This window comes from Selenomonas sputigena (assembly GCF_026015965.1).
Classification (GTDB): domain Bacteria; phylum Bacillota; class Negativicutes; order Selenomonadales; family Selenomonadaceae; genus Selenomonas.
This window is the reverse complement of the sequence record NZ_CP110383.1, coordinates 1,447,148-1,472,534: the sequence shown is the minus strand read 5'-3', so window position 1 is coordinate 1,472,534 and position 25,387 is coordinate 1,447,148. Positions and strand designations below refer to the sequence as shown.

The 25,387-nt window shown below is 57.6% G+C and carries 26 protein-coding genes, 3 tRNA genes and 1 riboswitch; of the genes, 23 read left to right on the top strand and 6 right to left on the bottom strand.

Annotation, left to right across the window (positions count from 1 at the left end):
• Positions 1–7 precede the first annotated feature (7 nt).
• Positions 8–760: a succinate dehydrogenase iron-sulfur subunit gene (sdhB, locus tag OL236_RS07175; protein ID WP_265070098.1), complete on the top strand. Its 753-nt coding sequence runs from the start codon at positions 8–10 to the stop codon at positions 758–760.
• A gap of 120 nt (positions 761–880) precedes the next feature.
• Here the strand turns inward: sdhB and OL236_RS07170 are convergent, their stop codons facing one another.
• Both OL236_RS07170 and OL236_RS07165 read right to left on the bottom strand, forming a co-directional pair.
• Positions 881–1,222, bottom strand: coding sequence for a type II toxin-antitoxin system HicB family antitoxin (locus OL236_RS07170; protein ID WP_264918662.1), 342 nt, complete (start codon positions 1,220–1,222; stop codon positions 881–883).
• A gap of 12 nt (positions 1,223–1,234) precedes the next feature.
• On the bottom strand, positions 1,235–1,492 hold the full coding sequence (locus OL236_RS07165; protein ID WP_265070097.1) for a type II toxin-antitoxin system HicA family toxin: 258 nt from the start codon (positions 1,490–1,492) through the stop codon (positions 1,235–1,237).
• A gap of 237 nt (positions 1,493–1,729) precedes the next feature.
• On the opposite strand from OL236_RS07165, the gene OL236_RS07160 reads away from it, so the two are divergent.
• The 11 genes from OL236_RS07160 to OL236_RS07110 all read left to right on the top strand — a co-directional run bounded on the left by OL236_RS07160 (position 1,730) and on the right by OL236_RS07110 (position 8,811).
• Positions 1,730–1,806, top strand: a tRNA-Asp gene (locus OL236_RS07160).
• 6 nt (positions 1,807–1,812) lie between these two features.
• Positions 1,813–1,887, top strand: a tRNA-Gly gene (locus OL236_RS07155).
• Between the two features lie 3 nt (positions 1,888–1,890).
• Positions 1,891–1,965: transfer RNA gene (locus tag OL236_RS07150), tRNA-Cys, on the top strand.
• Positions 1,966–2,041: 76 nt separating this feature from the next.
• Entirely contained in the window at positions 2,042–3,661 is a 1,620-nt protein-coding gene (locus OL236_RS07145) for a peptide chain release factor 3 (protein WP_265070096.1), read from the top strand.
• Positions 3,662–3,773: 112 nt separating this feature from the next.
• Positions 3,774–4,652 carry a YicC/YloC family endoribonuclease gene (locus tag OL236_RS07140; protein WP_265070095.1) on the top strand — a complete coding sequence of 293 codons (879 nt, stop codon included), beginning with the start codon at positions 3,774–3,776 and terminating at the stop codon, positions 4,650–4,652.
• A gap of 9 nt (positions 4,653–4,661) precedes the next feature.
• Positions 4,662–4,940 (top strand): extracellular matrix/biofilm regulator RemA, encoded by a 279-nt coding sequence (gene remA / locus OL236_RS07135; protein WP_265070094.1) that lies wholly within the window; start codon positions 4,662–4,664, stop codon positions 4,938–4,940.
• Positions 4,937–5,554 carry a guanylate kinase gene (gmk, locus tag OL236_RS07130; RefSeq protein WP_265070093.1) on the top strand — a complete coding sequence of 206 codons (618 nt, stop codon included), beginning with the start codon at positions 4,937–4,939 and terminating at the stop codon, positions 5,552–5,554. Before remA ends, gmk begins: the two co-directional genes overlap by 4 nt.
• Entirely contained in the window at positions 5,551–5,763 is a 213-nt protein-coding gene (gene rpoZ, locus OL236_RS07125) for a DNA-directed RNA polymerase subunit omega (RefSeq protein ID WP_006191407.1), read from the top strand. The genes gmk and rpoZ overlap by 4 nt, the downstream gene beginning before the upstream one ends.
• On the top strand, positions 5,763–6,965 hold the full coding sequence (coaBC, locus tag OL236_RS07120; RefSeq protein ID WP_265070092.1) for a bifunctional phosphopantothenoylcysteine decarboxylase/phosphopantothenate--cysteine ligase CoaBC: 1,203 nt from the start codon (positions 5,763–5,765) through the stop codon (positions 6,963–6,965). The genes rpoZ and coaBC overlap by 1 nt, the downstream gene beginning before the upstream one ends.
• 46 nt (positions 6,966–7,011) lie before the next feature.
• Positions 7,012–7,116, top strand: a riboswitch (SAM riboswitch).
• Positions 7,117–7,307: 191 nt separating this feature from the next.
• The gene (gene metK / locus OL236_RS07115) at positions 7,308–8,495 is read left to right on the top strand and encodes a methionine adenosyltransferase (RefSeq protein WP_265070091.1); all 1,188 of its coding nucleotides are present in this window, start codon (positions 7,308–7,310) and stop codon (positions 8,493–8,495) included.
• A 115-nt stretch (positions 8,496–8,610) separates the two neighbouring features.
• A complete protein-coding gene (locus OL236_RS07110) occupies positions 8,611–8,811 on the top strand; it encodes a conotoxin LiCr95 (RefSeq protein WP_264918669.1) in 201 nt (66 codons plus the stop codon).
• 87 nt (positions 8,812–8,898) lie between these two features.
• Here the strand turns inward: OL236_RS07110 and OL236_RS07105 are convergent, their stop codons facing one another.
• From OL236_RS07105 to OL236_RS07095, 3 genes are all read right to left on the bottom strand, one after another.
• Positions 8,899–10,140 (bottom strand): ATP-binding protein, encoded by a 1,242-nt coding sequence (locus tag OL236_RS07105; protein WP_265070090.1) that lies wholly within the window; start codon positions 10,138–10,140, stop codon positions 8,899–8,901.
• Positions 10,141–10,155: 15 nt separating this feature from the next.
• Entirely contained in the window at positions 10,156–11,385 is a 1,230-nt protein-coding gene (locus tag OL236_RS07100) for an LL-diaminopimelate aminotransferase (RefSeq protein WP_265070089.1), read from the bottom strand.
• 151 nt (positions 11,386–11,536) lie between these two features.
• A complete protein-coding gene (locus tag OL236_RS07095) occupies positions 11,537–12,418 on the bottom strand; it encodes a LysR family transcriptional regulator (protein WP_037370641.1) in 882 nt (293 codons plus the stop codon).
• Between the two features lie 596 nt (positions 12,419–13,014).
• On the opposite strand from OL236_RS07095, the gene motA reads away from it, so the two are divergent.
• The 11 genes from motA (at position 13,015) to OL236_RS07040 (ending at position 24,062) form a co-directional block, all read left to right on the top strand.
• Positions 13,015–13,791: a flagellar motor stator protein MotA gene (gene motA, locus OL236_RS07090; RefSeq protein ID WP_009647037.1), complete on the top strand. Its 777-nt coding sequence runs from the start codon at positions 13,015–13,017 to the stop codon at positions 13,789–13,791.
• A gap of 3 nt (positions 13,792–13,794) precedes the next feature.
• On the top strand, positions 13,795–14,706 hold the full coding sequence (locus tag OL236_RS07085) for a flagellar motor protein MotB (protein ID WP_009647057.1): 912 nt from the start codon (positions 13,795–13,797) through the stop codon (positions 14,704–14,706).
• A gap of 116 nt (positions 14,707–14,822) precedes the next feature.
• Complete coding sequence (acpS, locus tag OL236_RS07080) at positions 14,823–15,221, top strand: holo-ACP synthase (protein ID WP_037370649.1); 399 nt, start codon at positions 14,823–14,825, stop codon at positions 15,219–15,221.
• Positions 15,199–16,740, top strand: a complete 1,542-nt coding sequence (locus OL236_RS07075) for an NAD(P)H-hydrate dehydratase (protein WP_265070088.1) — start codon at positions 15,199–15,201, stop codon at positions 16,738–16,740. The genes acpS and OL236_RS07075 overlap by 23 nt, the downstream gene beginning before the upstream one ends.
• Positions 16,741–16,848: 108 nt before the next feature.
• A complete protein-coding gene (gene cdaA, locus OL236_RS07070; protein WP_009647036.1) occupies positions 16,849–17,682 on the top strand; it encodes a diadenylate cyclase CdaA in 834 nt (277 codons plus the stop codon).
• The gene (locus tag OL236_RS07065) at positions 17,679–18,635 is read left to right on the top strand and encodes a YbbR-like domain-containing protein (RefSeq protein WP_009647045.1); all 957 of its coding nucleotides are present in this window, start codon (positions 17,679–17,681) and stop codon (positions 18,633–18,635) included. The genes cdaA and OL236_RS07065 overlap by 4 nt, the downstream gene beginning before the upstream one ends.
• Positions 18,632–20,248 carry an NAD(P)/FAD-dependent oxidoreductase gene (locus OL236_RS07060; protein WP_265070087.1) on the top strand — a complete coding sequence of 539 codons (1,617 nt, stop codon included), beginning with the start codon at positions 18,632–18,634 and terminating at the stop codon, positions 20,246–20,248. The genes OL236_RS07065 and OL236_RS07060 overlap by 4 nt, the downstream gene beginning before the upstream one ends.
• 36 nt (positions 20,249–20,284) lie before the next feature.
• Complete coding sequence (gene glmM / locus OL236_RS07055) at positions 20,285–21,634, top strand: phosphoglucosamine mutase (protein WP_265070086.1); 1,350 nt, start codon at positions 20,285–20,287, stop codon at positions 21,632–21,634.
• Positions 21,634–22,428: a sirohydrochlorin cobaltochelatase gene (locus tag OL236_RS07050; RefSeq protein ID WP_265070085.1), complete on the top strand. Its 795-nt coding sequence runs from the start codon at positions 21,634–21,636 to the stop codon at positions 22,426–22,428. Before glmM ends, OL236_RS07050 begins: the two co-directional genes overlap by 1 nt.
• 131 nt (positions 22,429–22,559) lie before the next feature.
• The gene (locus OL236_RS07045; RefSeq protein WP_013740913.1) at positions 22,560–22,898 is read left to right on the top strand and encodes an OadG family transporter subunit; all 339 of its coding nucleotides are present in this window, start codon (positions 22,560–22,562) and stop codon (positions 22,896–22,898) included.
• A 27-nt stretch (positions 22,899–22,925) separates the two neighbouring features.
• Positions 22,926–24,062: a sodium ion-translocating decarboxylase subunit beta gene (locus OL236_RS07040; RefSeq protein WP_264918675.1), complete on the top strand. Its 1,137-nt coding sequence runs from the start codon at positions 22,926–22,928 to the stop codon at positions 24,060–24,062.
• Positions 24,063–24,150: 88 nt separating this feature from the next.
• Here the strand turns inward: OL236_RS07040 and OL236_RS07035 are convergent, their stop codons facing one another.
• Positions 24,151–25,320, bottom strand: coding sequence for an FprA family A-type flavoprotein (locus OL236_RS07035; protein ID WP_265070084.1), 1,170 nt, complete (start codon positions 25,318–25,320; stop codon positions 24,151–24,153).
• Between the last annotated feature and the right edge of the window lie 67 nt (positions 25,321–25,387).

The window sequence follows — 25,387 nt, the reverse complement described above, 5'->3', positions numbered from 1 at the left end:
ATAGCAAATGGCAGAACAGAAAAAGGTAAGATTCATCATAGAGCGTCAGGACAGCCCTGACGCCAGCCCTTACAAGCAGGAATTCGATGTCGACTATCGTCCCGGCCTCAATGTCGTCGCGGCTCTGATGGAGATCCAGAAGAATCCCGTGACGGTCGACGGCAAGACGGTCGCCCCGGTCACTTGGGAGTGCAACTGCCTGGAGAAGGTCTGCGGCGCCTGCATGATGGTCATCAACGGCAAGGCGCGTCAGGCATGCTGCTCGCTCGTCGACGAGCTTGAGCAGCCGATCACGCTCGCGCCGGCACGCACCTTCCCCGTCATCCGCGACCTCCTCATCGACCGTTCCGTCATGTTCGAGAGCTTGAAGCGCATCCATGGCTGGATCGAGATCGACGGCTCTTGGGACAACCCCGACGCTCCGCTGCAGAATCCTTACACGGCGCAGACGACCTACGAGATTTCGCACTGCATGACATGCGGCTGCTGCCTTGAGGCGTGCCCGAACGTCGGCCCGCAGTCCGACTTCATCGGACCTGCGCCGACGGTGCAGACGCTGCTCTTCAACCTGCATCCGCTCGGAAAGTTCGACGCCCCGACGCGCCTCGAAGCTCTCATGGGCAAGGGCGGCATCACGAGCTGCGGCAACAGTCAGAACTGTGAGCAGGCATGCCCGAAGAACATCAAGCTCACGCAGCACCTCGCACAGCTCAACCGCGACGTCAACAAGCAGGCGCTGCGGAATATCTTCAACAACTAAAAAAAGGAACGGCGGCGAATTCTTCGCCATCGTCCCAAGATAAAAGGAGCGCACTTCCCGATTGCCGGGGAGTGCGCTCTTGTCGTATGGAAGCATCATGGGTTTTCCTAGAGAGACAGTTCATGCCTGCGGCACCGTCGTTGCCTGCGTCAAGACATCCTTGATAAATTGGTTCAAAGACACATCATGCCTCGTCGCTTCCAGCGCCAGCTTTCGATGAAGCTCGCTCGGGATGCGGATGTTGAAATTGCCTTTGAATTCCTTATCGGGATTCTTTTGAATCTTTTTGCAGACATCCAAATAATTGTCAATGCAATGATGGAAAGCATCTTTCAGTTCGGCGACGCTCGCGCCATGAAAGTTCAGAGAGTCATTGATGCCGAACACTTCGCCTATGAAGAGAGAGTCTTGTGCATCGAACGAAATTTTCGCATGGTAGCCTTTGTATTCCAACAGATTCATGATGAATCCTCCTTAAAATTCCTCGATGTCCTTCAAGAACGCAAGGACTTTCTTGATTTGATACCGATAAAGTTCCTTTCTGGGATGCGGGCCGTCAAACTGCAGGATGCGCTTGCTTGCCGTATGAAAATAACCGATGCCGGAGCCTCTTCCGCCTTGGAATTTTTCACAGCCGCATTTCTTCATCAAGGCGTCAAGCTCACGCACCGTGAAATTCGCGGGTGCGGGTTTCCTGCAGATCTTTTCAAGCAGTATATCTTTTGTAGGCATGGTTTCACCTCAAGGAGATTATAGCAGAATGGGGTGCTGTATGCAACTATGATTCAGTTGCTTTTGCTCGGTCATTTCTGAAAGGCTATGCGGGTTTGCGTCGAGCAATTAGCTAAAACGCGAGCGCAGGCACTCACGGGAAACGGAAGGTTGAAATATTTCTTTCAGATTCCTTGACAAGCCCCCCATCGCTCTGTATAATACTACTTGTTGCCGACCTTACGGAAGGCGATGGATGGCCCGGTAGTTTAGTTGGTTAGAATGCCGCCCTGTCACGGCGGAGGTCAGGGGTTCAAGTCCCCTTCGGGTCGCCACTTCATGCGGAAGTAGCTCAGTGGTAGAGCACCACCTTGCCAAGGTGGGGGTCGCGAGTTCGAGCCTCGTTTTCCGCTCCATACGGCGACATAGCCAAGCGGTAAGGCAGGGGTCTGCAAAACCCTCATTCCCCAGTTCGATTCTGGGTGTCGCCTCCAAAACGATAGGCAAGACTGCTGCAGAGATTCTGCAGCAGTCTTTTTTTCAAATGACAACGGTGTGGGAGGATGTATTTTGTCGCAGGAAGAATTGAAGAAGGAAATAGAGAAGAGGCGCACGTTCGCCATCATTTCGCACCCGGACGCGGGAAAGACGACACTGACGGAGAAGCTCCTGCTCTACGGTGGGGCAATCCATCTCGCAGGATCGATCAAGTCGCGCAAGACGCAGCGCCATGCCGTGTCCGATTGGATGGAGATCGAGAAGCAGCGCGGTATTTCCGTCACGTCGAGCGTGCTGCAGTTCGACTACGGCGGTTGCCGCATCAACATCCTTGACACGCCCGGGCATCAGGATTTCAGTGAGGATACGTACCGCACGCTGATGGCGGTCGACAGCGCGGTCATGATTCTCGACGTGGCGAAGGGCGTCGAGGCGCAGACGAAGAAACTCTTCAAGGTTTGCCGCGAGCGCCATATTCCAATCTTCACCTTCGTCAACAAGCTCGACCGCTTTGGCAAGGCGCCGCTCGACCTCATGGCGGAGCTGGAAGATGTCTTGGGCATTCGCTCTTATCCGATGAATTGGCCGGTCGGTACGGACGGCAATTACAAAGGCGTCTATGACCGCGCGAAGCGCGAGGTCGAGCTTTTCGCTGCCGATATGAGCCACGGGCAGACAGAACGCGTCTCCGTCTGCGGCTCGATCGACGACGAGGCTTTCATGGCACAGCTGACGGAAGAGGAGCGCCGGACGCTCGCCGACGACATCGAGCTTCTCGATGCGGCGGGCGAGGACTTTGACCGCGAGAAGGTCGATCGCGGCGAATTGACGCCGACGTTCTTCGGTTCTGCCATGACGAATTTCGGCGTCAAGAATTTTCTGGAAGAGTATCTGCGACTCGCGCCCGCGCCTGCGCCTCGCGCTTCGTCCGATGGCATCATCGAGCCGACGGACGAGCGCTTCTCGGCTTTCGTATTCAAGATCCAGGCGAACATGAATCCCGCGCACCGCGATCGCCTCGCCTTCATTCGCATTGTGTCGGGCGCGTTCGAGCGCAACATGAGCGTCTGGCACGAAAAGAGCGGAAAGCTGATCAAGCTCGCGCAGCCGCAGCAGTTCCTCGCGCAGGATCGGCAGATCATCGACGAGGCGTTTCCGGGCGACATCGTGGGGCTTTTCGATCCCGGCATCTTCTCGATCGGCGATACGCTGACGGACGCCTCGCACAAGTTCAAGTACGAAGATTTTCCCGTGTTTCCGCCCGAGAAGTTTGCACGCGTCTCGGCGAAGGACACGATGAAGCGCAAGCAGTTCGTCAAGGGCGTCGAGCAGCTCACGCAGGAGGGCGCGATCCAGCTTTTCATGCAGGAGGGCGCGGGCGCGGACGCATACATCGTCGGCACGGTCGGCACGCTGCAGTTTGAAGTGCTCGAATACCGTCTGAAGAACGAGTACAATGTCGATATCGTGCTGCAGATGCAGCCCTACGAGGTCGCGCGTTGGATGACATTCGCCGATGGGCGCGAAATCACGCCCGCAACCCTGCGCGGCGCAGACCGCGGCATGTTTGTGCGCGACCGCCGGGGCAATCCCGTGCTGCTCGTGAGCAACGAATGGGCGCTCGGCTGGATCACGGAGAACAATCCCGACCTCCTGCTTCATGCCGTACCCGTCGACCGTACGGAGGCATAAAGCCTTGTCGAAGAGGCGAAAAGTGTGGTAGAATACCTTGATATAACAAAATGAAGGAAACGCTGAGGAGATTGGCGGTTCCCTGAATGAGCAGGAATGGGGGGCTGTTGGCATGAAGAGCATGACGGGGTTCGGCGCGGCGGGCCGGGAGAATGAGGATTACAAGGTTCATGTGGAAGTGAAATCGGTCAATCAGCGGTATCTGGACATATCGTTTTCCATGCCGCGCGCTCTCAATGTCTTTGAGAACGATATGCGCCATGCCATCAAGAAATTCTCGGCGCGCGGCAAGATCGATGTGAACATCGCCTTTCATGACAAGCGTGAAAAGGAAGCGACCATCGTCGTTGACAAGAACTTGGCACGCGCCTATCAGACGGCGCTTTACGAACTTGGCGATTTCCTGCATTTGACACCGCCCGCCGATGTATGTAAAATAGCCTTGTATCCCGACGTCCTGCGCGTGCACGAGGAGAGCCGCGATGTGCTTGACGCCCGCGAACTCGTCTTTGACGCCTTGGAAAGCGCCTTGGAGCATTTCGCCCAAATGCGAAAAAAGGAGGGCGAGCATACGCGCCTCGACTTCGAGCCGCGCCTCGCGTTTCTCGTCGAGGCAATCGAGAAACTCTCGGCCTTCGAACCGGAGATCGTCGAGCGCTACCGCACGCACCTGAGGAACGTCCTCAGCGAAATGCTCAAGGGGCAGGGCATTGATGAGATGCGCATCCTGCAGGAAACGGTGCTCTACGCTGATCGCATCAGCTACAACGAGGAGGTCGTGCGCCTCAAGAGCCACATCGCTCAGTTCCGTGAGACGATCGAGGTGGAGGAAGCGCCCATCGGCAGGAAGCTCGACTTTCTGATTCAGGAGATCAATCGCGAGACGAACACGATTGGTGCGAAGGCGAACTTCACGCAGGCGGCGAAACTTGTCGTCGAGATCAAGAGTGAGGTCGAGAAGCTGCGCGAGCAGGTGCAAAACATCGAGTGAGGGGTCAATATGGACATCAAGCTCATCAATATCGGGTTCGGCAACATCGTTTCGGCGAACCGCGTCGTGGCGATCGTCAGCCCTGAATCGGCGCCAATCAAGCGCATCATTCAGGAGGCGCGCGACGGCGGCAGGCTCATTGACGCCACTTACGGCAGACGGACGCGTGCCGTTGCCATCATGGACAGTGATCATGTGATTCTTTCTGCCGTGCAGCCGGAGACCGTGGCGCATCGCGTTCTTGATTCAGACACTCCGGAAACGAAAGGAAGAGAGGACGGAAAATGAGAAAAGGACTTTTGGTCGTCGTTTCCGGCCCGTCGGGTGCGGGCAAGGGCACGATCTGTCAGACGCTCTTGGAAAAGACGCCGCTTGCCTACTCCGTTTCCGCTACGACGCGAAAGCCGCGTGCGGGCGAGGTCGACGGCGAGAGCTACTATTTCCTCTCGGTCGAGGCGTTCGAGAAAATGATCGAAAAGGACGAATTGCTCGAATGGGCAAAGGTCTACGACAATTATTACGGAACGCCATTGAAAAAGGTGGAGGAAAAGCTCGCGGCGGGCGAGGACATCTTGCTTGAGATCGACACGCAGGGCGCGATGAAGGTGTGCGAGAAGTTTCCTGAGGGCGTCTACATCTTCATCTTGCCGCCGTCGCTCGCCGAGCTGGAAAGGCGCATCCGCGGACGCGATACGGAGACGGAGGAGGTCTTGCAGAAGCGCCTCGCTGCGGCGATCGATGAGATTGAAGCGGGAAAGTGCTACAAGTACGTCGTCACGAACGACGAGGTCGATGGCGCGGTCGATTCCGTCTGCGCCATCCTTGCGGCGGAGAGGCGCCTTGTCGCACGCAATGGAGAGCTTTTTGACGAAATAGAAAAGGGAAGGGAAGATCCGATATGAGCATGGCAGATCCTTCGATCAACAAACTCCTGGAGGTAGTCGACAGCCGCTACACGCTCGTCGTCTTGGCGGCGAAGCGGGCGCGTCAGCTTTTGAGCGGCGATGAGCCGAAGGTGGTGGCGAAGTCCTCGAAAGATGTGACGATTGCTCTGGAAGAGATTTCTGAAGGCGACATCCTTTATCGACGCAGCAAAGGCGGCATAAAGTAATGGTTCTTGCGGGCAGGAAAATCCTTTTAGGCGTCACGGGCGGCATCGCCGCCTACAAGGCGGTGGAGATTGCGAGCCGCCTGCGCAAGAAAGGGGCGGAGGTTCACGTCGTCATGACGAAAGAGGCCGCCCATTTTGTCACGCCGCTGACCTTTCGCGAGATTACGGGACAGCCCGTGTCGCTCGACATGTGGGAAGAGCCTGCGCATTGGAACGTCGAACATATCGCTCTGGCGCGTCTGGCGGATCTTGTGCTCATCGCGCCCGCTACGGCGAACATCATTGCCAAGGCGGCGGCGGGCATAGCTGACGACATGCTGACGACGACGCTGCTTGCTGTCACATCGCCGATTTTCTTCGCTCCGGCGATGAACAGCGCGATGTACGAAAATCCCGTGACGCAGGAAAATATGGCAAAGCTCCAAGCGCGTGGCTGGCATAAGATCGAGCCGGCAGCGGGATACTTGGCTTGTGGCGTCTCGGGCGTCGGGCGTTTGCCGGAACCGCAGGACATCGTGCGCGAGCTGGAAGAAGCGGGCGCGCGCGGCAGGACGCTCGCCGGCAAGAAAGTGCTCGTGACGGCGGGCGGCACGCTTGAAGCCATCGATCCCGTACGTTTCATCGGCAATCGTTCGAGCGGCAAGATGGGCTATGCCATCGCGCAGGAGGCGGCGCGGCGCGGCGCTGACGTCGTGCTCGTCGCGGGCGGCACCGTCGCGCTCGCCGATCCCGACGGTGTGCGCGTCCTGCGTACGGAATCGGCGCTCGCCATGCGCGATGCCGTGCTGCAGGAAGCCGAGGACGCTGCGATCGTCATCAAGGCGGCCGCCGTCGCCGACTATCGCCCGAAGACGCGGCAAGCGCAGAAGATCAAGAAGAACGACGCTGAACTCACGCTTGTCTTGGAGAAGAATCCCGATATTTTGCTGGAACTGGGCGGCCGAAAAAAGGAGAAGCAGATCCTTGTGGGGTTTGCGGCAGAGACGCAGAATCTCCTCGACTATGCGAAGGCGAAGCTCCAAAAGAAGAATCTTGACCTCATCGTGGCGAACGATGTGACGTGCCCCGACGCGGGATTCAATACGGAGACGAATCTCGTGAAGATCGTGGCGCGTGACGGCTCCGTCGAGGAAGTTCCTTTGATGAGCAAGCAGAAGGTGGCAGAGGTTCTCCTCGACCGCATCGAATCCCTACAAAAATAGTTGACAATTGAAATGTTTTCTCGTATAATAAAGCCGAATCGAATATCACTCATCAAGAGCAGTGGAGGGACTGGCCCTATGAAACTGCGGCAACCGTTGGCGTAGGCCAAAAAGGTGCCAATTCCTATAGGTATTGCCTATGAGATGGGAGCGAAGGAAGACTCTCTTTTCGTAGGAAGAGAGTCTTTTTTGATGGATGATGTATGCTGCGAATCGGCTTCTGCTGAAGATGTTTCGCGGACGATTTCATGAAAGCGGCGCTTTGAGGCCGCCGGACAGGGAAGGTCGCACCTTGTTTTTCAGATATTTGCCGCAGGCGGCAGCGGCGGAATGGAGCATACCATGAGCAAAACGATGTTGTTCACTTCCGAGTCGGTGACGGAAGGTCATCCCGACAAGATGGCCGATCAGATTTCTGACGCCATTCTCGATGCGATCCTCGCAAAAGATCCGCAGGGGCGCGTGGCGTGCGAGACATTGGTGACGACGGGGCAGGTGCATGTCGTCGGCGAGATCTCGACTTCGTGCTACATCGACATCCCACACATCATCCGCAAGACTGTGGAGAAGATCGGCTACACGCGTGCGAAGTATGGCTTCGATGCAGCGACGTGCGGCATTCTCGTATCGCTCGATGAGCAGTCTGCCGACATCGCACTCGGTGTTGACAAGGCGCTTGAGGCGAAGGAGGGTGAGTCCGATGTCGCCGACTCCATCGGCGCGGGCGATCAGGGCATGATGTTCGGCTATGCGGCGAACGAGACGCCTGAGCTCATGCCGCTGCCGATTGCACTCGCACATCGTCTGGCACGTCGCCTTGCAGAGGTGCGTAAGAACGGCGAACTCGGCTACCTGCGCCCCGACGGCAAGACGCAGGTAACGGTGCGCTATGAGGACGGCAAGCCCGTCGCCGTCGATACCGTCGTCATCTCCACGCAGCACGATCCGGAAGTCGATCTGGCGACGATCCGCAAGGATATGATTGAAAAGGTCATCAAGGTCATCATTCCGGCAGAACTTCTGACGGCGGACACGAAGTACTTCGTGAACCCGACGGGCAAGTTCGTCATCGGCGGCCCGCAGGGCGATTCGGGTCTCACGGGCCGCAAGATCATCGTCGACACCTACGGCGGCATGGCACGTCACGGCGGCGGCGCCTTCTCGGGCAAGGATCCCACGAAGGTCGATCGCTCCGCTGCCTACGCCGCGCGCTATGTGGCGAAGAATGTCGTCGCCGCAGGACTCGCCGATCGCTGTGAGATCCAGCTCGCCTACGCCATCGGCGTCGCGCGTCCCGTCTCGATCATGGTCGATACGTTCGGCACGAACAAGGTGGACGAAGCTCTGATCGAAAAGCTTGTGCACGAGAACTTCGATCTGCGTCCGGCCTCGATCATCAGCAACCTCAACCTGCGCCGCCCGATCTACGAGCAGACGGCGGCCTACGGACACTTCGGCCGCACCGATGCTGATCTGCCGTGGGAGAAGACAGACAAGGCGGATGCCTTGAAGAAAGCTGCGGGAATCTGAAAAGGATACATATACAAAACGGGACAGCTGCAAGGCTGTCCCGTTTTGTTGCGCATCATAGCTTCCCTTGTAATGAAGATGCTTCCATGGTATAATAGTAATAGGAGGTGATTCCATGAAGAAGATGCTTTGCGCCGCCCTTCTGGCTATGCTTGCGGTGAGTGCGGCTCCTGTTTTTGCGGCTTCGATGTCATCGGCGAAAGATACGGCAGGCGTGCAGCGCTATAATTGCTGCGGCAGCAGATACTATCGCGACAGCGAACAGAGCGGCCCCTACTGTGACGAGAACGGCTACTGCACTTACGATCGCAGATAAAGCCGAAGCTATGGAGCATTGCTCCGTGCGCCCCACAGGAAGAAGAATCCCCTTCGCGACTCTTTTGAGAGAAGCGAGGGGGATTCTTCATTTCCGCATTTGTCCTAGATAGTGCACGACGAATTGCTGCGCCGTGCGGCCGCTGCGTCCGGAGTGCTCAAGCTCCCAGCGATGCGCGAGGATGCGAAGCTCCTCGGGGGCGAGGCGGACGCCCTCTTTTTCAAGGTAGTGGGCGATGATAGCATGATATTGCTCTTGGTTGGGGGCGAGGAAGGTGATGATGAGACCGAAGCGGTCGGAAAGGGAGACTGTCTCGTTCACGCTGTCCTGACGATAGAGTTCGTCTTGCGCCTGATCGCGGTCGCGCCAGCTTTCCTTGATGAGGTGGCGGCGGTTGGATGTCGCGTAGATGAGTACGTTTTGGGGACGCGCCTCGACGCTGCCTTCGATGGCGGATTTCAGATACTTGTACTCCGTCTCAAATGCCTCAAATGAGAGGTCGTCGAGGAAGAGAATGAAGCGCTTGGAGGGAAATCGGCGAAGCGCCGCGAGAATGCGCGGCAGTTCGCCGAGCTGCGATTTCGTGAGCTGCACGAGCCGAAGACCGCGACCATAGTATTCGTGAGCGAGAGCCTTGACGGAGGAGGACTTGCCCGTGCCGCGCGCGCCGATCAAAAGGACGTTGTTGGCAGGACGCCCTTCAAGGAAGGCTTCCGTATTGTCCGTCAGCTGCTTCTTCTGGCGGTCGTAACCGATGACGTCAGTGAGAGGGAGCGCTTCGAAGTGCTCGACGCCTTGAAGCTTGTGCTCCTTGTCGTTCCAAGAGAACGCCTTGCAGCTCGAAATCTCGCCGCAGCCGTAGCGCCGGTAAAAATCGAGGAAGGCGTCTGAGACTTCCTCTGCCGATGCCGCAGATGCCATGCGTTCGTGGAGGAAGGAGGACGCTTCGCTCGTGCAGCGCTTCGTCGGTTCGTAGTCGTCAAGGAGGTCGCATGGCAGCATGGCGCTTGGCGGCTCGTGAAAGACGTCGGCGAGGATTTCCATATCGCGCACGAAGGCGCGGCGAAGACTCTTGCCGACATTGCCGGAAGATTGTTCCACCGTGCATGCGAAGGTGTTTTCCACATGAGCGAGCACATGGAGAAAATAGGAGCGCAGGATATTTCCGGAAAGGCCGAGCAATTCCGCCTTCTCGATGAGCCCTGCGGTGAAATCGTAAGCGTGCGAAGTGTTCTCGGGATTTTCCAGAAAGCACAGGAATTTCCCGATGAGCGTATCCTCTAATATGGGACGGCAGATGCAGAGTTCCTGCAGGCGAGGTTTGAGCATGTCTTTCTCCTCTCGTCAGAACGTCAGTTTTTCCTTGATGCGCTCAACCGCTCGCTTCGTATTCTCTCGGTTGCCGAAAGCCGTGAGGCGGAAATATCCTTCGCCGCATGGACCGAACCCTGCGCCCGGCGTGCCGACGATGTCCGCGCCTGTGAGAAGGCGGTCGAAGAAGTCCCACGAGGAGAGTCCGTGCGGTGTCTTGAGCCAGATGTAGGGCGCGTTTATGCCGCCGTATGCCTCAAGACCGATGGATTCGAGGCCCTCGCGGATGAGTCGGGCGTTTTCGAGGTAGTAGGAGATGGCAGCCGCCGTCTCTCGCTTCCCTTCGGGTGTGAAGATGGCCTCTGCGCCGCGCTGGATGATGTAGGAGGTGCCGTTGTACTTCGTCGTGTGGCGGCGATTCCAGAGCGGGTTGAGGCTCTTCTTCGTGCCGTCGGCGCTCCTGCCCTGCACGCTCTTCGGCAGCACGATGTAGCCGCAGCGCGTGCCCGTGAAGCCCGCTGTCTTCGAGAAGGAGCGGAATTCGATGGCGACGTCCTTCGCGCCCTCGATCTCGAAGATGGAGTGCGGCAAATCGTCCTCGGTGATGAAGGCCTGATAAGCGGCATCGAAGAGAATGACGGACTCGTTCTCTCGCGCGTAGGCAACCCATCGGGAGAGAGACTCGCGCGTCATCGCCATGCCCGTCGGGTTATTCGGCGAGCAAAGATAGATGATGTCGACATGCTCCGTGGGCAGTTCGGGCAGGAAGCCGTTCTCCGCCGTGCAGGGCAGGTAGACAACGCCCGAGAAGTGTCCGTTTTTCTGCAGTGCGCCCGTGCGTCCAGCCATGACGTTCGTGTCGAGGTAGACGGGGTAGACGGGGTCGGTGATGGCGATTTTCGCCTTTTCGCTGAAGATTTCCTGAATGTTTCCGCAGTCGCTCTTGGCGCCGTCGGAAATAAACACCTCGTCCGGCTCGATGCCGAGTCCCGGGAAGTTGTTTTCTATGATTTTCTCGATGAGGAAGTCGTAGCCCTGTTCGGGCCCGTAGCCGCGGAAGGTCTCGGCTGCAGCCATCTCGTCGACCGCCTTGTGCATGGCGGCGATGCAGGCGGGCGGCAGGGGCTGCGTCACGTCGCCGATGCCGAGCGAGATGACGTCGGCTGCGGGATTCTTTTCCTTATAGTCAGCGACGCGGTGTGCGATCTCGCGGAAGAGATAGCTGCCGGCGAGTTTCAGATAGTTTTCGTTGATGTAAGCCATGGTGATTCCTCCTGTTGCTTCATGCAAGGTGGGCGGATACAGTTCGAGTCCGTCAGAGTTTACGGCTACCATTGTAGCACATTTCCCGTAAATTCCCATAAAATTTTTGAAAAAAAGACCGCCCTCTTCGGAGCGGCCGTCTGAAAGCACATCATTTTTCTTTTTTCAGCGTGTTCTGGCAGAAGTCGATGAAAGCCTGCGCGGCCTTGGAAACGTAACGATCCTTCTTCCAGGCAAGCCCGACGTCGACGAAGACGGGCTTGTCAAAGGGCAGCGTCACGATCCCGGGCGTCTCCTCGACGATGAAGTCGAGCAGGAAGGCGATGCCTGCACCGCTCGCGATCAGCCCCTTGATGGTCTCGATCTGATTCGATTCGAGCACGATGTCGGGCGTGATGCTTTCCTGCTTGAAGGTGTCGAGCAGGAGCTTTCGCAGGAAGGAACCGTCCTTGAGCATGATGAGGTTCACGTCTTCGATGTCGTGCAGGGAGATGGCCTTTTTTTTGGCAAGTGGGTGCTGCTCGGGCAGGCACGCGACGATCTGGCTCTTCGCCATGGGAAGCGTCTGTAGGCTCGCCGCTGCATTGGAGAGGATGACGATGCCAAAGTCCAGCTCATCGCGCTCGAGCTGCTCGCGGATGCGCATCGAGCCTTCTTCGTAGAGATAGACGTCGAGATGCGAGTATTTCTTTTGGAAGCTGGAGAAAATCTTGGGGAAGAGGTAGGCGCCGATCATCGACGGGATGCCGATCTTGATCGTGCCTTTCTGCAGCTGTTTGTAATCGTTGACTTCGAGCACGGCGTCCTGGATATTGCGCAGCGCAAGCTCAATGCGGGTCAGAAATACAGCGCCCTCGGGCGTCAGAGACAGCTGCTTCTGACTGCGGTCAAAGAGCTGGATGCCAAGTTCCGCCTCAAGCTTCTTGATCGCGACGGTGATGTTCGGCTGTGATACGCGAAGCCTTTCAGCGGCGCGCGTGATGTTTTTCAGTCGGCTTGCCATTTGAAAGTATTCGAGTTGTCTTAGTTCCATGCTTGATCGCCACCCATTCCCTGTCGTCCATAAAAATGAATTATTTTCGTTAAATCTATCATACTTCAAAATCATCTATGATACAATAAGAAAAATTTATTTTTTATGATTAAAAACAGATGTAATTTTTTTGAAAATGTTCCTTTACAGCGACACCAATCTAGTGTACACTGTAAAGGAATCACTGATAAATTCTGTCCTGCATCTTCATACCTCTGGACGACTTCATTTATCAGCATTTCCTAAAGTACCGGCTTGAGATTCGCGAGGATGGAAGTTCAAAGAAAAATAGTGGCAAAGTCCTTTAGCCAGTCATGAATTTTTTTTGCATTTATTTCGATATATATTAAGCAGTGGATTGTGCTCTGCACTTTTGCCATGAAGTTTTGACGGTCATGACCTGCACAGGTCGAGCGGGCTTCGTGCGAGAGGAAGGGCAGCCAAGATGCTCTATCCGACGTATTCCGTCGGTCGCAAGCAAGGATGAAGACGCCGCAAAAATCATCTGCATCGTTTGCGGGTGCTGGATGCAAGTGGGCAGACGGCGTTGCAGGAGACGCCCTGCGTCTCTGCCATTAGGGAAGAGGGGGATTTTTTTGGAAAAATCAACGCTAATCGGACTGTTGTCGGGACTCATCGCCATTTTCGGCGGTATGGTTCTGAAGGGCGCGCCAATCAGTTCATTGAACAATCCGGCGGCATTCATGATCATCATCCTCGGCACGTTTGCCTGTCTTTTCACGGCTTTCCGCATGGATGAGATGAAGATGCTGCCGAAGTTGATCAAGATGACTTTCCAGGCGCCGCCTTCGCATCAGAAGGGTGAGCTTCTGCAGCTTTTTATCGAGCTTTCGCAGATTGCGCGTCGTGAAGGTATCTTGGCATTGGAGAGCCGCGTCGAGGACATCTCCGATCCGTTCTTCAAAACGGGGCTTAGCATGGTCATCGACGGCATGGATCCGGACTTTGTCAGCGACGTTCTCGACGCTGAGATTTCTGTCATGCAGGAGCGTCACTCCCTGGGGCGTCTGATGCTCATGCAGGCCGGTACCTACGCGCCTACGCTCGGTGTTCTTGGTGCCGTTATCGGTCTGATCGCAGCTCTGAGCAACCTGTCGGATGTTAACGTCGTCGGTCACGCCATCGCGGCCGCGTTTGTCGCTACGATCCTCGGTATCTATACGGCGTACGTTCTCTGGCTTCCGTGGGCAAATAAACTCAAGATCATGTCAGATTCTGAGATAGGTCAGAAGCGAATGATCGTCGAGGGCATCCTGTCTCTGCAGGCAGGTGATTCACCGACGGCCATCGAGGCGAAGCTCATGGTCTTCATTCCGCAGTCGGAGCGCGATCTACTGAAGAAGGAGGCGTAAGGCATGGCAAGAAAGAAGCGGCATGCACCGCATGAAGAAGAAGCGGGCGAGGCTTGGCTTCTGCCTTACTCCGACCTCATGACGCTGCTCCTTGCCACGTTCATCGCCCTCTATGCCATGTCCGCTACGGACTCGGCCAAGATGGCGCAGATGGCGCAGGCGTTCACAGCGGCTTTCAATACGGGCGGGCCTTCGTTCTTCAGTCAGATGGGGCCGAGCGAAAGCCGCCATGCCGAACGCATGGCGACGGAAGACAAGGGTAACAGCGCCTACATTCAAGAAGCGAAGGCTTTGGAAGAGGTGCAGAAGGAACTTGATAATTACATCAAGCAGAACGGCCTGCAAGGTGAGCTGAACACGACGATGACCGATGACGGCTTGATGATCCGCATCAAGGAAAAGGCGCTTTTCCCCTCGGGCTCGGCGGAACTCGTAGGTGAGGCGCAGAAGATCGGCCCTGTCGTCGCAGGCCTTCTCGCGAAGATTCCCGAGCGCGTCGTCATCTCGGGGCATACGGATAATGTGCCGATTTCTACGGCGCGCTACCCGTCGAACTGGGAACTGAGTTCACAGCGCGCCCTGAATTTCATGAAATTCCTTTTTGCGAGCAATGCGTCGCTCAATCCGGCACGCTTCAGTTCCATCGGCTATAGCGAATATCGTCCGATCGCGGATAACAAGACGGACGAGGGCAGGTCACAGAACCGTCGCGTCGAGGTTCTGATTGCCAGGACGTACCAGTTCAATCCCGACAGTTCATCGACGGAAACACTGACGGCAAAACCTGAACTGCCCGACATTTCGCCCAACCTTTCGGGCGGCGGCATGAATCCCGTCATCACGCCGATGCGCCCGACGGCGCCCGGCAATGTGGAGCAGCCGCAGGCGCCTGCACCTGCGCGGCAGGAACAGTAGAATAGTGGATGAAAGCCGGCTTTATCTCTTTCCGCATAAAGCCGGCTTTTCTTGTGGAACGTCTGACTCGCCGTGCAGTTTGGCGATGGGCGGGGATTGTGAGCTGGGGTGATGCGATGGTTTTGGGAGTCGGCACGGACATCATCGAGATCGAGCGTATGAAAAAAGCGATGGGGAGAGAGGCATTCCTTGCACGCGTTTTCACGCAGGAGGAACGAGCTTACTGTGATGGACGCGGTGCGGGTCGTGAGGCGTCGTATGCAGCGCGCTGGGCTGGTAAGGAGGCCGTCTTGAAGGCGTTTGGTACGGGATTGCGCCGAGGAACGTTGCTGGATGTTGAGATCGTGCCCGATGCGCTCGGCGCACCCGAGGTACATCTTTTCGGGTTCTTTGCGACGCTCGCAGAGGAGAGGGGCGTGCGCCGCATACATCTTTCCTTGAGTCACGCCAGGGAATATGCCGTCGCACAATGTATTCTGGAGGGGGAGAAGCATGAAGATCGCTTTGGCAGATGAGATGAAGAAGATCGATAAAAGAGCTATCGAGGAATACGGCGTACCGGAGATTCTGCTGATGGAGAATGCGGGACGCGAAGTCGCCGCTGCTTTTGAGGAATACCTAGGCGGCGTTTCGGGCAAGCGGATCTGTGTGCTCGCGGGAAGCGGCAACAATGGCGGCGATGCTTTCGTCGCTGCGCGGCATCTGATGAACCATGGTGCGCAGATCAGCATATTCCTCGTGGGCAGTCCTGCGCATCTGACGAAGAGTGCGGCGCTCAACCGTGACATCATCATCAAGATGGGCGTCGTCGTACATGTTCTCGAAACGGAGCGCGATTGGGACAAACTGCAAGTGACTTTGCGCTTCGTCGATGGAGTTGTCGACGGCATCCTGGGCACGGGATTCAAGGGCAATCTGCGCGACGCGGCCGCGCGTGTCGTGCGCATGGTCAATGGTCACGGCAAGCCGGTCATCGCCGTCGACATTCCGACGGGTGTCGAGGCAGATACGGGGAACGCTTCTCCCGAGGCGATTCGCGCGGATCTCACTGTGACCTTCGGGCTGCCGAAGTTCGGGCATATGATTGGCGCCGGCGAAACGGCGACGGGAAAACTGCTCGTCGATGACATCGGCATACCGAAAGTCTTGCTCGAAGACGATACGATCCGCCAGACCTACCTTGATGATGTGACGGTAGCGCCGGTCCTGCTGCCGCGTCCGCTCGATGCGCACAAGGGTTCTTGCGGACGCATCCTCGTCATTGCGGGTTCGCGCGGCATGACAGGCGCGGCGGCGCTTGCCGCTTCTGCCGTTCTCAGAAGCGGCGCGGGCGTTGCTGTGTTGGCTTTGCCGAGAAGTCTTCAGGAGATGATGGCGGGAAAATTGACCGAGGTCATGACGAAACCTCTTCCCGAGACGGACGAGGGTGCGATTGACATCGCGGCGCTCGGCGAGGCGCTGGCGCTGGCGGAAGGCTTCGATGCCGTGCTGATCGGTCCGGGACTTGGAAGGGCGCAGGAGACGCAGAAGTTCGTGCAGGATTTCTGCGCCGCCGTCAAGAAGCCTTTGATTCTGGATGCCGATGCCATTTACGCATTTTGCGGCAAGACGGACGCGTTCAAGGGTTTCGCATTCGTGCCGATCTTGACGCCGCATCTCGGCGAGATGGCACACCTTTTGGGACTCGCTGTCAGCGATCTGCGCACGTCGCTTCTTGACATGACTCGTGAAGCCGCACGCGAGTATCATGCCGTGTTCGTCGTCAAGAGCGAATGCACGATCATCGTCTATCCCGACGGACAGGTCTTCCTCACGTCGAAGGGCAATTCGGGTATGGCGACGGCAGGTGCGGGTGATGTGCTTGCAGGTGCGATTGCCGGGCTTATGAAGCAGACGGCGGCGGGGCTTGCGCCGCTCGCAGGTGTCTACATCCATGGTCTTGCCGGAGATCTGGCGGCGAAGGAGAAGGGCTATGGACTCATCGCCTCCGATATTTTGGAGAATCTACCGTGTGCACTGTGCACCTTGGTTTGAAATGGGTCTTTTGGGCAAATTCGTTTTCTCGAAAGGATTTCCCTGCACACGAGAAGAAATAGGTTTTATGTTCAACTATGATGGGATGCTTTTCTAGGGGTTTTGTTTATGCCGTTCCATATTCCGATTCACTTTCAAGGAATCTTGTCGACGATCAGCTTGTTGGACGTTCTTGACATCCTAATCGTGGCATTGATTCTTTACAAACTCTATGTGATGCTGCAGGATACGCGCGCCATCACATTGGTGAAGGGGCTGCTCGTGCTCCTAGGGCTCACGATTGTCTGCAACTGGCTGTCGCTGCACGTCATCTACTGGCTCTTGCAGCAGACGCTGACCTTGCTCTTCGTCGCGCTTCCCATTGTATTTCAGCCGGAACTTCGCCGTACGCTTGAGCATCTGGGACAGGGACGCTTCTTCGGCAAATCACTTTTTCTCGATGACAGTGAGGCGCGCTCACTCGTCAATGAGCTTGATAAGGCGGTGATGCTCCTGTCTTCGCGTAAGATTGGCGCCTTGCTCGTCTTTGAACGCGAGATGGGACTCAACGACATCAGCGCTACGGGCGTCCAGATCGACGGTCTCATCACGGCAGACTTTCTCATGAACGTCTTCATCCCGAATACACCTTTGCACGACGGTGCCGCCGTCATACGCGGCAAGCGCCTGATCGCGGCGGGATGCCTTCTGCCCTTGACAGAAAATCGCACGCTGAGCACGGAACTTGGCACGCGCCATCGCGCTGCCATCGGCCTTTCTGAGCAGTGTGATGCCCTCATCGTTGTCGTTAGTGAGGAGACAGGTACGGTCTCCGTCGCGGAGAACGGCAGGATCGTGCGCCGCCTGAGTTCGGAACACCTGAAATCCTACTTGCGTCCTATCTTCATGCCCAAGACGACAGGCATCAAGGACATGGTGTTGAATTGGAGGAAGGGGAAATGATGACACGATTGCGTGCGCTCGTCCAGCGCAACCTCCCGGCAAAAATCATCGCCCTTGTTGTCGCCGTCGTGCTCTGGCTTTTCGTCATGAACGAGCAAAATCCGCAGATCGAGGGCAGCTTCACTGTTGCCGTTGAGCTGCGCAATGCGCCTGAGGGATACAAGATCACGCAGTCGGAGAAAAGTGTGAAACTCAAGGTGCGCGGCGCGCGCTCCTTCTTTGTTTCAGCAGAGCCGGAAGGATTCAAGGCTTACGCTGATCTTGACGGACTTGATTCAGGCGAGCACGAGGTTAAAGTCAAGGCCGTTTTGCCGCAGGGATTCGAACTCGTCGACGCGCAGCCGGAGACCGTTTCGGTCACCTTGGACAAGATCGTGCGGCGAGCGGTTCGCATCGATCTCATTGTCACAGGTTCGGCGTCTGCTGGCTACACCGTGGGCAAGATTTCGCAGTCGGCGAACACCACGGTCATCGAGGGCCCCGAGTCGCGCGTGGCGGAGGTCGACCGCGTCATCGGCTACGTCGGCCTTTCGGGAAATCGTGACGACTTCACCTTGCAGGTGCCGTTGACGCCGATCAACAGCGACGGCAAGGCAGTCGACGATGTGGATCTTCTCGCGCGTACGGTTGAGGTTTCCGTACAGCTTGCGCGCGGGCTGACGCGCAAGATCGTCAGTGTTCGCCCCGTCCTTGACGATGCTCTGCCCGAGGGATTCACTCTGGGCGAGGTGCAAGTTGAGCCGGCGAAGATCGAGATCGCAGGCGAGGCTGCGCTCATCAGCAAGGTGGCGAGCATCGACACGGAGAAGATCGTCATCTCGGACATGAAGGAGAGCGGCAAGAAGATAGTACATCTTGCCATACCCAATGGTGTTGCGATTTCCAATCGAGAGGTCACGGTCACGGTCGAGCTGAAACCGAAGGCACAGGCAAAGGGAGCGGACGCGCCATGATCCGAATCAGCAGCTATGCTGTCCCCTTGAGCGACGAACGCCCGCTTGCAGCTCTTGCCGCTGAGCGTTTGGGTATTTCTCCAGACGATATTCTTGCAGTGCGCATCGTGCGCAGGGCACTCGATGCGCGACGCTACCGTGGAGCGCCGCTCGCCTTCCTCTATACGCTCGATGTGCGCATCCAGGGCAGTGAGAAAAAGCTTTTGTCGCGCTTGCGGCGCGACCGCCATGTTGCGCTTGCTGAAAAGGAGGAAAAGCTCGACCTTGCACGCTTTTCCCCGCTCGCACCGGGCGAGGCGCGTCCTGTCGTCGTGGGCTTCGGCCCTGCCGGCATGTTCGCCGCGCTGACGCTCGCACGCACGGGGCTTTCACCACTCATCCTAGAGCGCGGCTATGACGTCGAGGCGCGTCATGCGGCAATCGAGTGCTTCTGGCAGAAGGGAACGCTTGACGTGCGTTCCAACGTCCAATTCGGTGAAGGCGGCGCGGGGACGTTTTCTGACGGCAAGCTGACGACGCGCATCGGCGATTCTCTCGTGAGCGAGGTGCTCGACGCTTTCGTGGCGGCCGGCGCACCAAAAGAGATCAAGTATCTGCACAAGCCGCATGTCGGCACCGACCTCCTGCGCGGCATCGTCAAGAACATCCGTGAAGAGATCCGCCGCCTGGGCGGCGAGATTCGCTTCTTGGCTCAAGTGACAGACATCGAGCTGAAAGACGGCGCGCTCCACGCGCTCATCGTCAACGGCGAGGAGCGCGTGGAGGCCGGAGCAGCTTTCTTCGCCATTGGACATTCGGCGCGCGACACCTACGAGATGCTTCTTTCACGCGGCCTTTTTCTGGAAGCGAAGGCGTTTGCCGTGGGCGTGCGCATCGAGCATCCCCAAGAATTCATCGATCGTGCGCAGTACGGAGAGGATGCTGGGAATGTGCGCCTGCCTGTCGCCGACTATAGCCTCACGTATCAGGACAAGTTGCGTGGCAGGGGCGCGTATTCCTTCTGCATGTGCCCGGGCGGGCAGGTCGTTGCGGCGGCGTCCGAGCTTTCCCGCGTCGCGACGAACGGCATGAGCTGCTACAAGCGCGATTCGGGCGTGGCGAACGCCGCGCTTCTCGTGCAGGTTGGCCCGAAGGATTTCGGCATCGGGGTGCTCGCAGGAATGGAATTTCAAAGGCAGTGCGAGAGCCTCGCCTTCAAGCTGGCGGGTGCAGACTACCGTGCGCCCGTGCAGTCCGTCGGCGACTTTCTTGCACATCAAAAGGGTGCGGTAGACTTCCTCGTGCAGCCGACGTATTTGCCCGGCGTGCGCCCTGTCGACTTGCACGAGTGCCTGCCGCGCTTCGTCACGGATACGCTCGAGGATGCTCTTCGCGCCTTCGACGGGCGCATGAAGGGATTTTCCGCATCTGATGTGCCTCTGACGGGCGTCGAGACGCGCTCTTCTGCGCCGTGCCGCATCGTGCGCGAGAAGGAGAGCTTCCTGGCGCATGGTCTTTTGGGGCTTTATCCCATCGGCGAGGGTGCGGGCTACGCGGGCGGCATCATGAGCGCTGCCGTCGATGGCATGAAGGCGGCTATCGCTTTCTTGGAGCAAAGGGAGTCTATGGAATAAGATCGCCAAGGGCGATGAAGAATAGGAGAGAATTTCATGGCAAGACTTTTTGGTACGGACGGTGTTCGCGGAGAAGCAAACGTGGCGCTCTGCCCGGAGTTGGCATATCGTCTCGGCTGGGCGGCAGCCCTGTACTTCGGCGAGAAGGTGCAGCAAAATCCCTTGATCATCATCGGGCGCGACACGCGCATCTCGGGCAACCTTTTCGAGTCCGCTCTCGCGACGGGCATCTGCTCGGCCGGAGGGCGCGTCGAGATCGTCGGCGTCTGCCCGACGCCCGCTATCGCCTATCTGGCGAGGACACACAAGGCGGCTGCGGGCATCGTCATCTCGGCGTCGCACAATCCCTTCTACGACAACGGCATCAAATTTTTCGGCGGCGATGGCTACAAACTGCCCGATGCTGTGGAGGACGAGATCGAAAGCCTCGTGCGCCGCATCGAGGCGGGCGAGAAGCTGCCGCGTGCGACGCGTGAGAACATCGGCCGCATCAAGCGCCGCAAGGAATATGTGCGCGAGTACATCGACTTCGTGCAGAGCACGGCAGGCGTGCAGCTCAACGGCTTGAAGATTGTGCTCGACTGTGCGAACGGCGCGGCGTACGACTGCATGCCGCGCGTCCTGCGCCGCCTGGGCGCCGACGTGCATGTGATCCATGCAGAACCGGACGGCGTCAACATCAACGAGGCTTGCGGCTCGACGCATCTTGAATCGCTGCAGAAGACGGTGCTTGCGGATGGCGCGGACATCGGCATCGCGCACGACGGAGATGCTGACCGCTGCCTGTGTGTGGATGAGAAGGGCGAGGTCATCGACGGCGACCACATCCTCGTCATGTGTGCCAAGGACATGATGGAGAAGGGAAGGCTCGCAGGGAATACCGTCGTGACGACGGTCATGGCAAACATCGGCTTTCACAAGGCGATCGAGAAAGCGGGCGGGCGTGCGGAGATTACGCAGGTCGGCGACCGCTATGTGCTCGAAAACATGCGCGAGCACGGCTACCGTCTCGGCGGCGAACAGTCGGGGCACATCATCTTTTCTGACTTCAGCACGACGGGCGACGGACTCATCACCGCCCTGCAGGTGCTTGCAGCGCTGAAGCGCACGGGGCGCAAGGCGTCGGAACTTTCCGCCCTGATGAAGAGCTATCCGCAGCTTCTCGTCAACGTCGTCGTCGCTTCGAAGGAAGGTTGGGAGGAGAATGAGGCGATTGCTGCGGCCATTCGCGCAGGAGAAGAAGAGCTTGGCGGCGATGGCCGCATCCTCGTGCGCCCGTCGGGCACGGAGCCTTTGATCCGCGTGATGGCGGAAGGCCCTGACCAGGCGCAGCTTGAGACGATCTGCCGCCGCATCGCTGACATCGTCAAGAAGGAGCAGGGGTGATGCGCCCTGCTATCGTCGTCACGAGCTTCGGCGTCAGTGCGTCCGAGGCGCGGGAGAAAAGCCTCGTACCAATCGCGCGCGAGATCGCGGAGGCCTTTCCGGAATTCACGGTTGTCGAGGCTTATACGTCCGCCTTCATTCGTCGCCGCCTGCAGGAGGCGGGAATCGATATGGCTTCTCTGGCGGAGCGCTTGGAAGAACTTTGCCGGGCGGGTGTGCGTGAAGTCTATGTGCAGCCGACGCATCTGACGCCAGGAGAGGAATACGAAAACAAGATTCTCAAGGAAGCGGAAGCGTTCTCTTCGCGCTTCGACGTGCTCAAGGTCGGTGAGCCTGTATTCTTTCGCGCAGACGGTACAGAAAACGATGATATTGCGCACGGTTTGGCCGCGATCTTTTCCGGTCTTGCAGCGCAGGCAGGAGAGGAGATGGTGCTCCTCGGCCACGGTTCGCCGCACAGGCACAATCCTGCCTACACGCTGTTGCAGCAGCGTGCAGATGAAGAGGGGCTTCCCGTACATATCGGCGTGTTGGAGGAGGCGGATGTGCCGAACTTTGCCATGGTGCTCGATCGCCTTGAAAAGAGCGGGAAAAAGCACGTGCTGCTCGCCCCGCTCCTCTTGGCGGGCGGACGCCATGTCAGGCACGATCTGGCAGGGGAAGAGGACGGCTCGTGGAAGAGCCGCCTGCAGAAGGCGGGCTTTTCCGTGCGGCTCGACAGGAGGACGCTTGGGGAAAGAGCCGCCTTTCGGAGAATCTATGTGGAAAAAGTACGTTGTCTTATCGGAGGATAACTAAAAGTTATCCTCTTTATTCATATAATGTATTTTAAGTTTTTTGAAAATTCATCTATAATAGAAACGAGGAAACGATACACTTCCTTGCAAGACGCAGCATTTTCATCTATCAAGAATGAGGTGAGTGTATGTCACAGCCAGTAACAACGAATCCTTTGATCATCATGCTGATCAACATGACCGTCGTATTCATCGTCTTGATTTCACTGAGTCTCCTGATTCGGCTGATCCATGCCGTTGATCCGACGCGCAAGAAGGAAACGCCGGTTTCCGTCGCAGCTCCCGCAGCAGCACCGATTGCCGCGCCGGAGCCTGTGCGCGCTCCCGAGCCGGAAGGCCTTTCGGCGGAGGTTGTCGCGGCGATTGCGGCGGCCGTCACGCTCGCGGGATTTTCGGCAGGCGCGATCCGCACGATCCGCCCGCTGGCGCGCGATGGCTGGAAGAACTCCGGCCGCGCCCTGCGCTAGACCATCGGATGCAAAGGAGGCAAAATCATGGAATTCCTCAATGCTTTTATCGTATCGCTGCAGGCCGTCTGGGCAGGATCGGGCTTTTCCCACTTCACGATGGGCAACGGCATCATGATTCTCGTCGGACTCGTGCTTCTTTATCTGGCCTTTGCCAAGGAGTTCGAGCCGCTGCTCCTTGGCCCGATCGCTTTCGGCTGTATCTTGGCGAATTTTCCGGAGACGGGCTTCTTCGCTGAAGAGATGAACGTCATGAAGGCAATCAACTTCGGCATCACCTACGAAATCTTTCCGCCGCTGATCTTCCTCGGCATCGGCGCGATGACGGACTTCGGCCCTCTGATCGCCAATCCGAACACGCTCCTCTTGGGAGCGGCGGCGCAGATCGGCGTCTTCGTAGCACTCGGGCTCGCCATGGTCTGCGGCTTCTCCGTCGAAGAATCCGCCGCCATCGGCATCATCGGCGGCGCCGATGGACCGACGTCCATCTATCTGGCGACGAAGCTCGCGCCGAATCTCTTGGGGGCGATCGCTGTCGCAGCGTACTCCTACATGTCGCTCGTGCCGCTCATTCAGCCGCCCATCATGAAGCTCTTCACGACGAAGACGGAGCGCGAGGTCGTCATGGAGCAGCTGCGTGACGTAACGAAGTTCGAGAAGGTCATCTTCCCGCTCGTCGCGACCATCTTCATCAGCTTGCTGCTGCCGTCGATCGCAGCGCTTTTGGGCATGCTCATGCTCGGCAACCTCTTCCGTGAATCGGGCGTCACCGACCGCCTTTCGGATACGGCGCAGAACTCACTGTGCAACATTATCACGATTTTTCTCGCCACGGGCACGGGCATGACGATGTCGGCGGAGCACTTCCTCACGCGCGACACGCTGCTCATCATCATGCTCGGACTCGTCGCTTTCATCGGCGGCACGGCGGGCGGCGTCATCTTTGGCAAGATCATGTACGTCGTTTCGGGTCACAAGGTCAATCCGCTGATCGGCTCCGCCGGCGTTTCCGCCGTGCCGATGGCAGCGCGCGTCAGCCAGGTCGTCGGCGCGAAGTCACGGCCCGGCAACTTCCTCCTCATGCACGCCATGGGACCGAACGTAGCCGGCGTCATCGGCACCGCCGTCGCCGCAGGCACGATGCTCGCGATGCTCGGACGGTAAAAGGAAAAATATGGCAAAAGTCATACTGCTTTTGTGTGAGATAAAGAAAAACGCTGCCGAACATTTTCAGCAGCGTTTTTCTTTATCATTATTTTATCTCAATTCCCTTGACCTTCTCGCGGACTTCATCGAGCTGCTCTTTGCTCGGCACGTTCGCGATGCGGATCATGGCGAGGCAGATGTTGCAGCCGGCGGCCTTGAGCTCGTCTTCGACGAGCTTGATGCTCTGGCCGCCCCAGCCGTAAGAGCCGAAGGCGAAGGCTTCGCGTCCCTTTGGCGCGAGTCCCTTGAGGTAGCAGAGGAAGCCCGCGATGGTCGGCATCATCTGGTTGTTGATGGTCGGCGAGCCGACGGCAAGGTAGCGGCTCGTGAGGACGTCGACGACGATGTCGGACATATGTGTCTTCTTGATGTCATAGAACTGCGTGGGCAGACCCTTTTCAGCGAAGGCCTCGGCGATGGCGCGCGCCATCTTTTCCGTCGAATGCCACATGGAGTCGAAGACGACGACGGCCTTATCTTCCAGCTCGCCCGTACTCCACTTCTGGTAGGCGGCGAGAATGTCGGGGATATGGGAGCGCCAGAGTCGGCCGTGTCCTGTGGCGATCATCTCGATGTCGATCCCTGCGAGCGCTTTCAAGGCCGTCTGCGCCTGGCGTCCGTAGAGCATGAGGATGTTCGCATAGTACTTTTTCGCCTCTTCCATGAGTACGGCGAAGTCCACTTCATCGTCGAAGAGCTTGGAAGCGGCAAGGTGCTGACCGAAAGCGTCGTTCGAGAAGAGAATCTTCTCTTCGGGGCAGTAGGTGACCATGCTGTCGGGCCAGTGGAGCATGGGCGTCGGCACGAACGTGAGCGTGCGCTTGCCGAGGCTCAGTGTGTCACCCGCCTTGACGCCGTGGTAGGGAAGATCGCCGTAGTGGGCGGTCAATCCCTTGAAGCCGTTGGGATCGCTCGTATAGATTTCCGCCTTGGGGCAAAGCTTCATCATCGCAGGGATAGAGCCGGAGTGATCGGGCTCGACATGGTTCGAGACGATGATGTCGATCTTGGCGGGGTCGATGACGGAGGAGATGCGTGAAATCAGCTCATCACGGAACGGTTCTTTCACCGTGTCGATCAGCGTGATTTTCTCGTCGAGGATGAGGTAGGCATTGTAGCTTGAACCGCGTCCCGTCTCGTAGCCGTGAAAACTGCGCATCGACCAGTCGATGGCGCCGACCCAGTAGATGCCTTTCTTGATTTCGATTGCCTGCATGAATATGACCGCCTTTCTTTTGGAACGGAGCATGTCCGTGTGTTTTGAATCTATACTCCTTATTCTA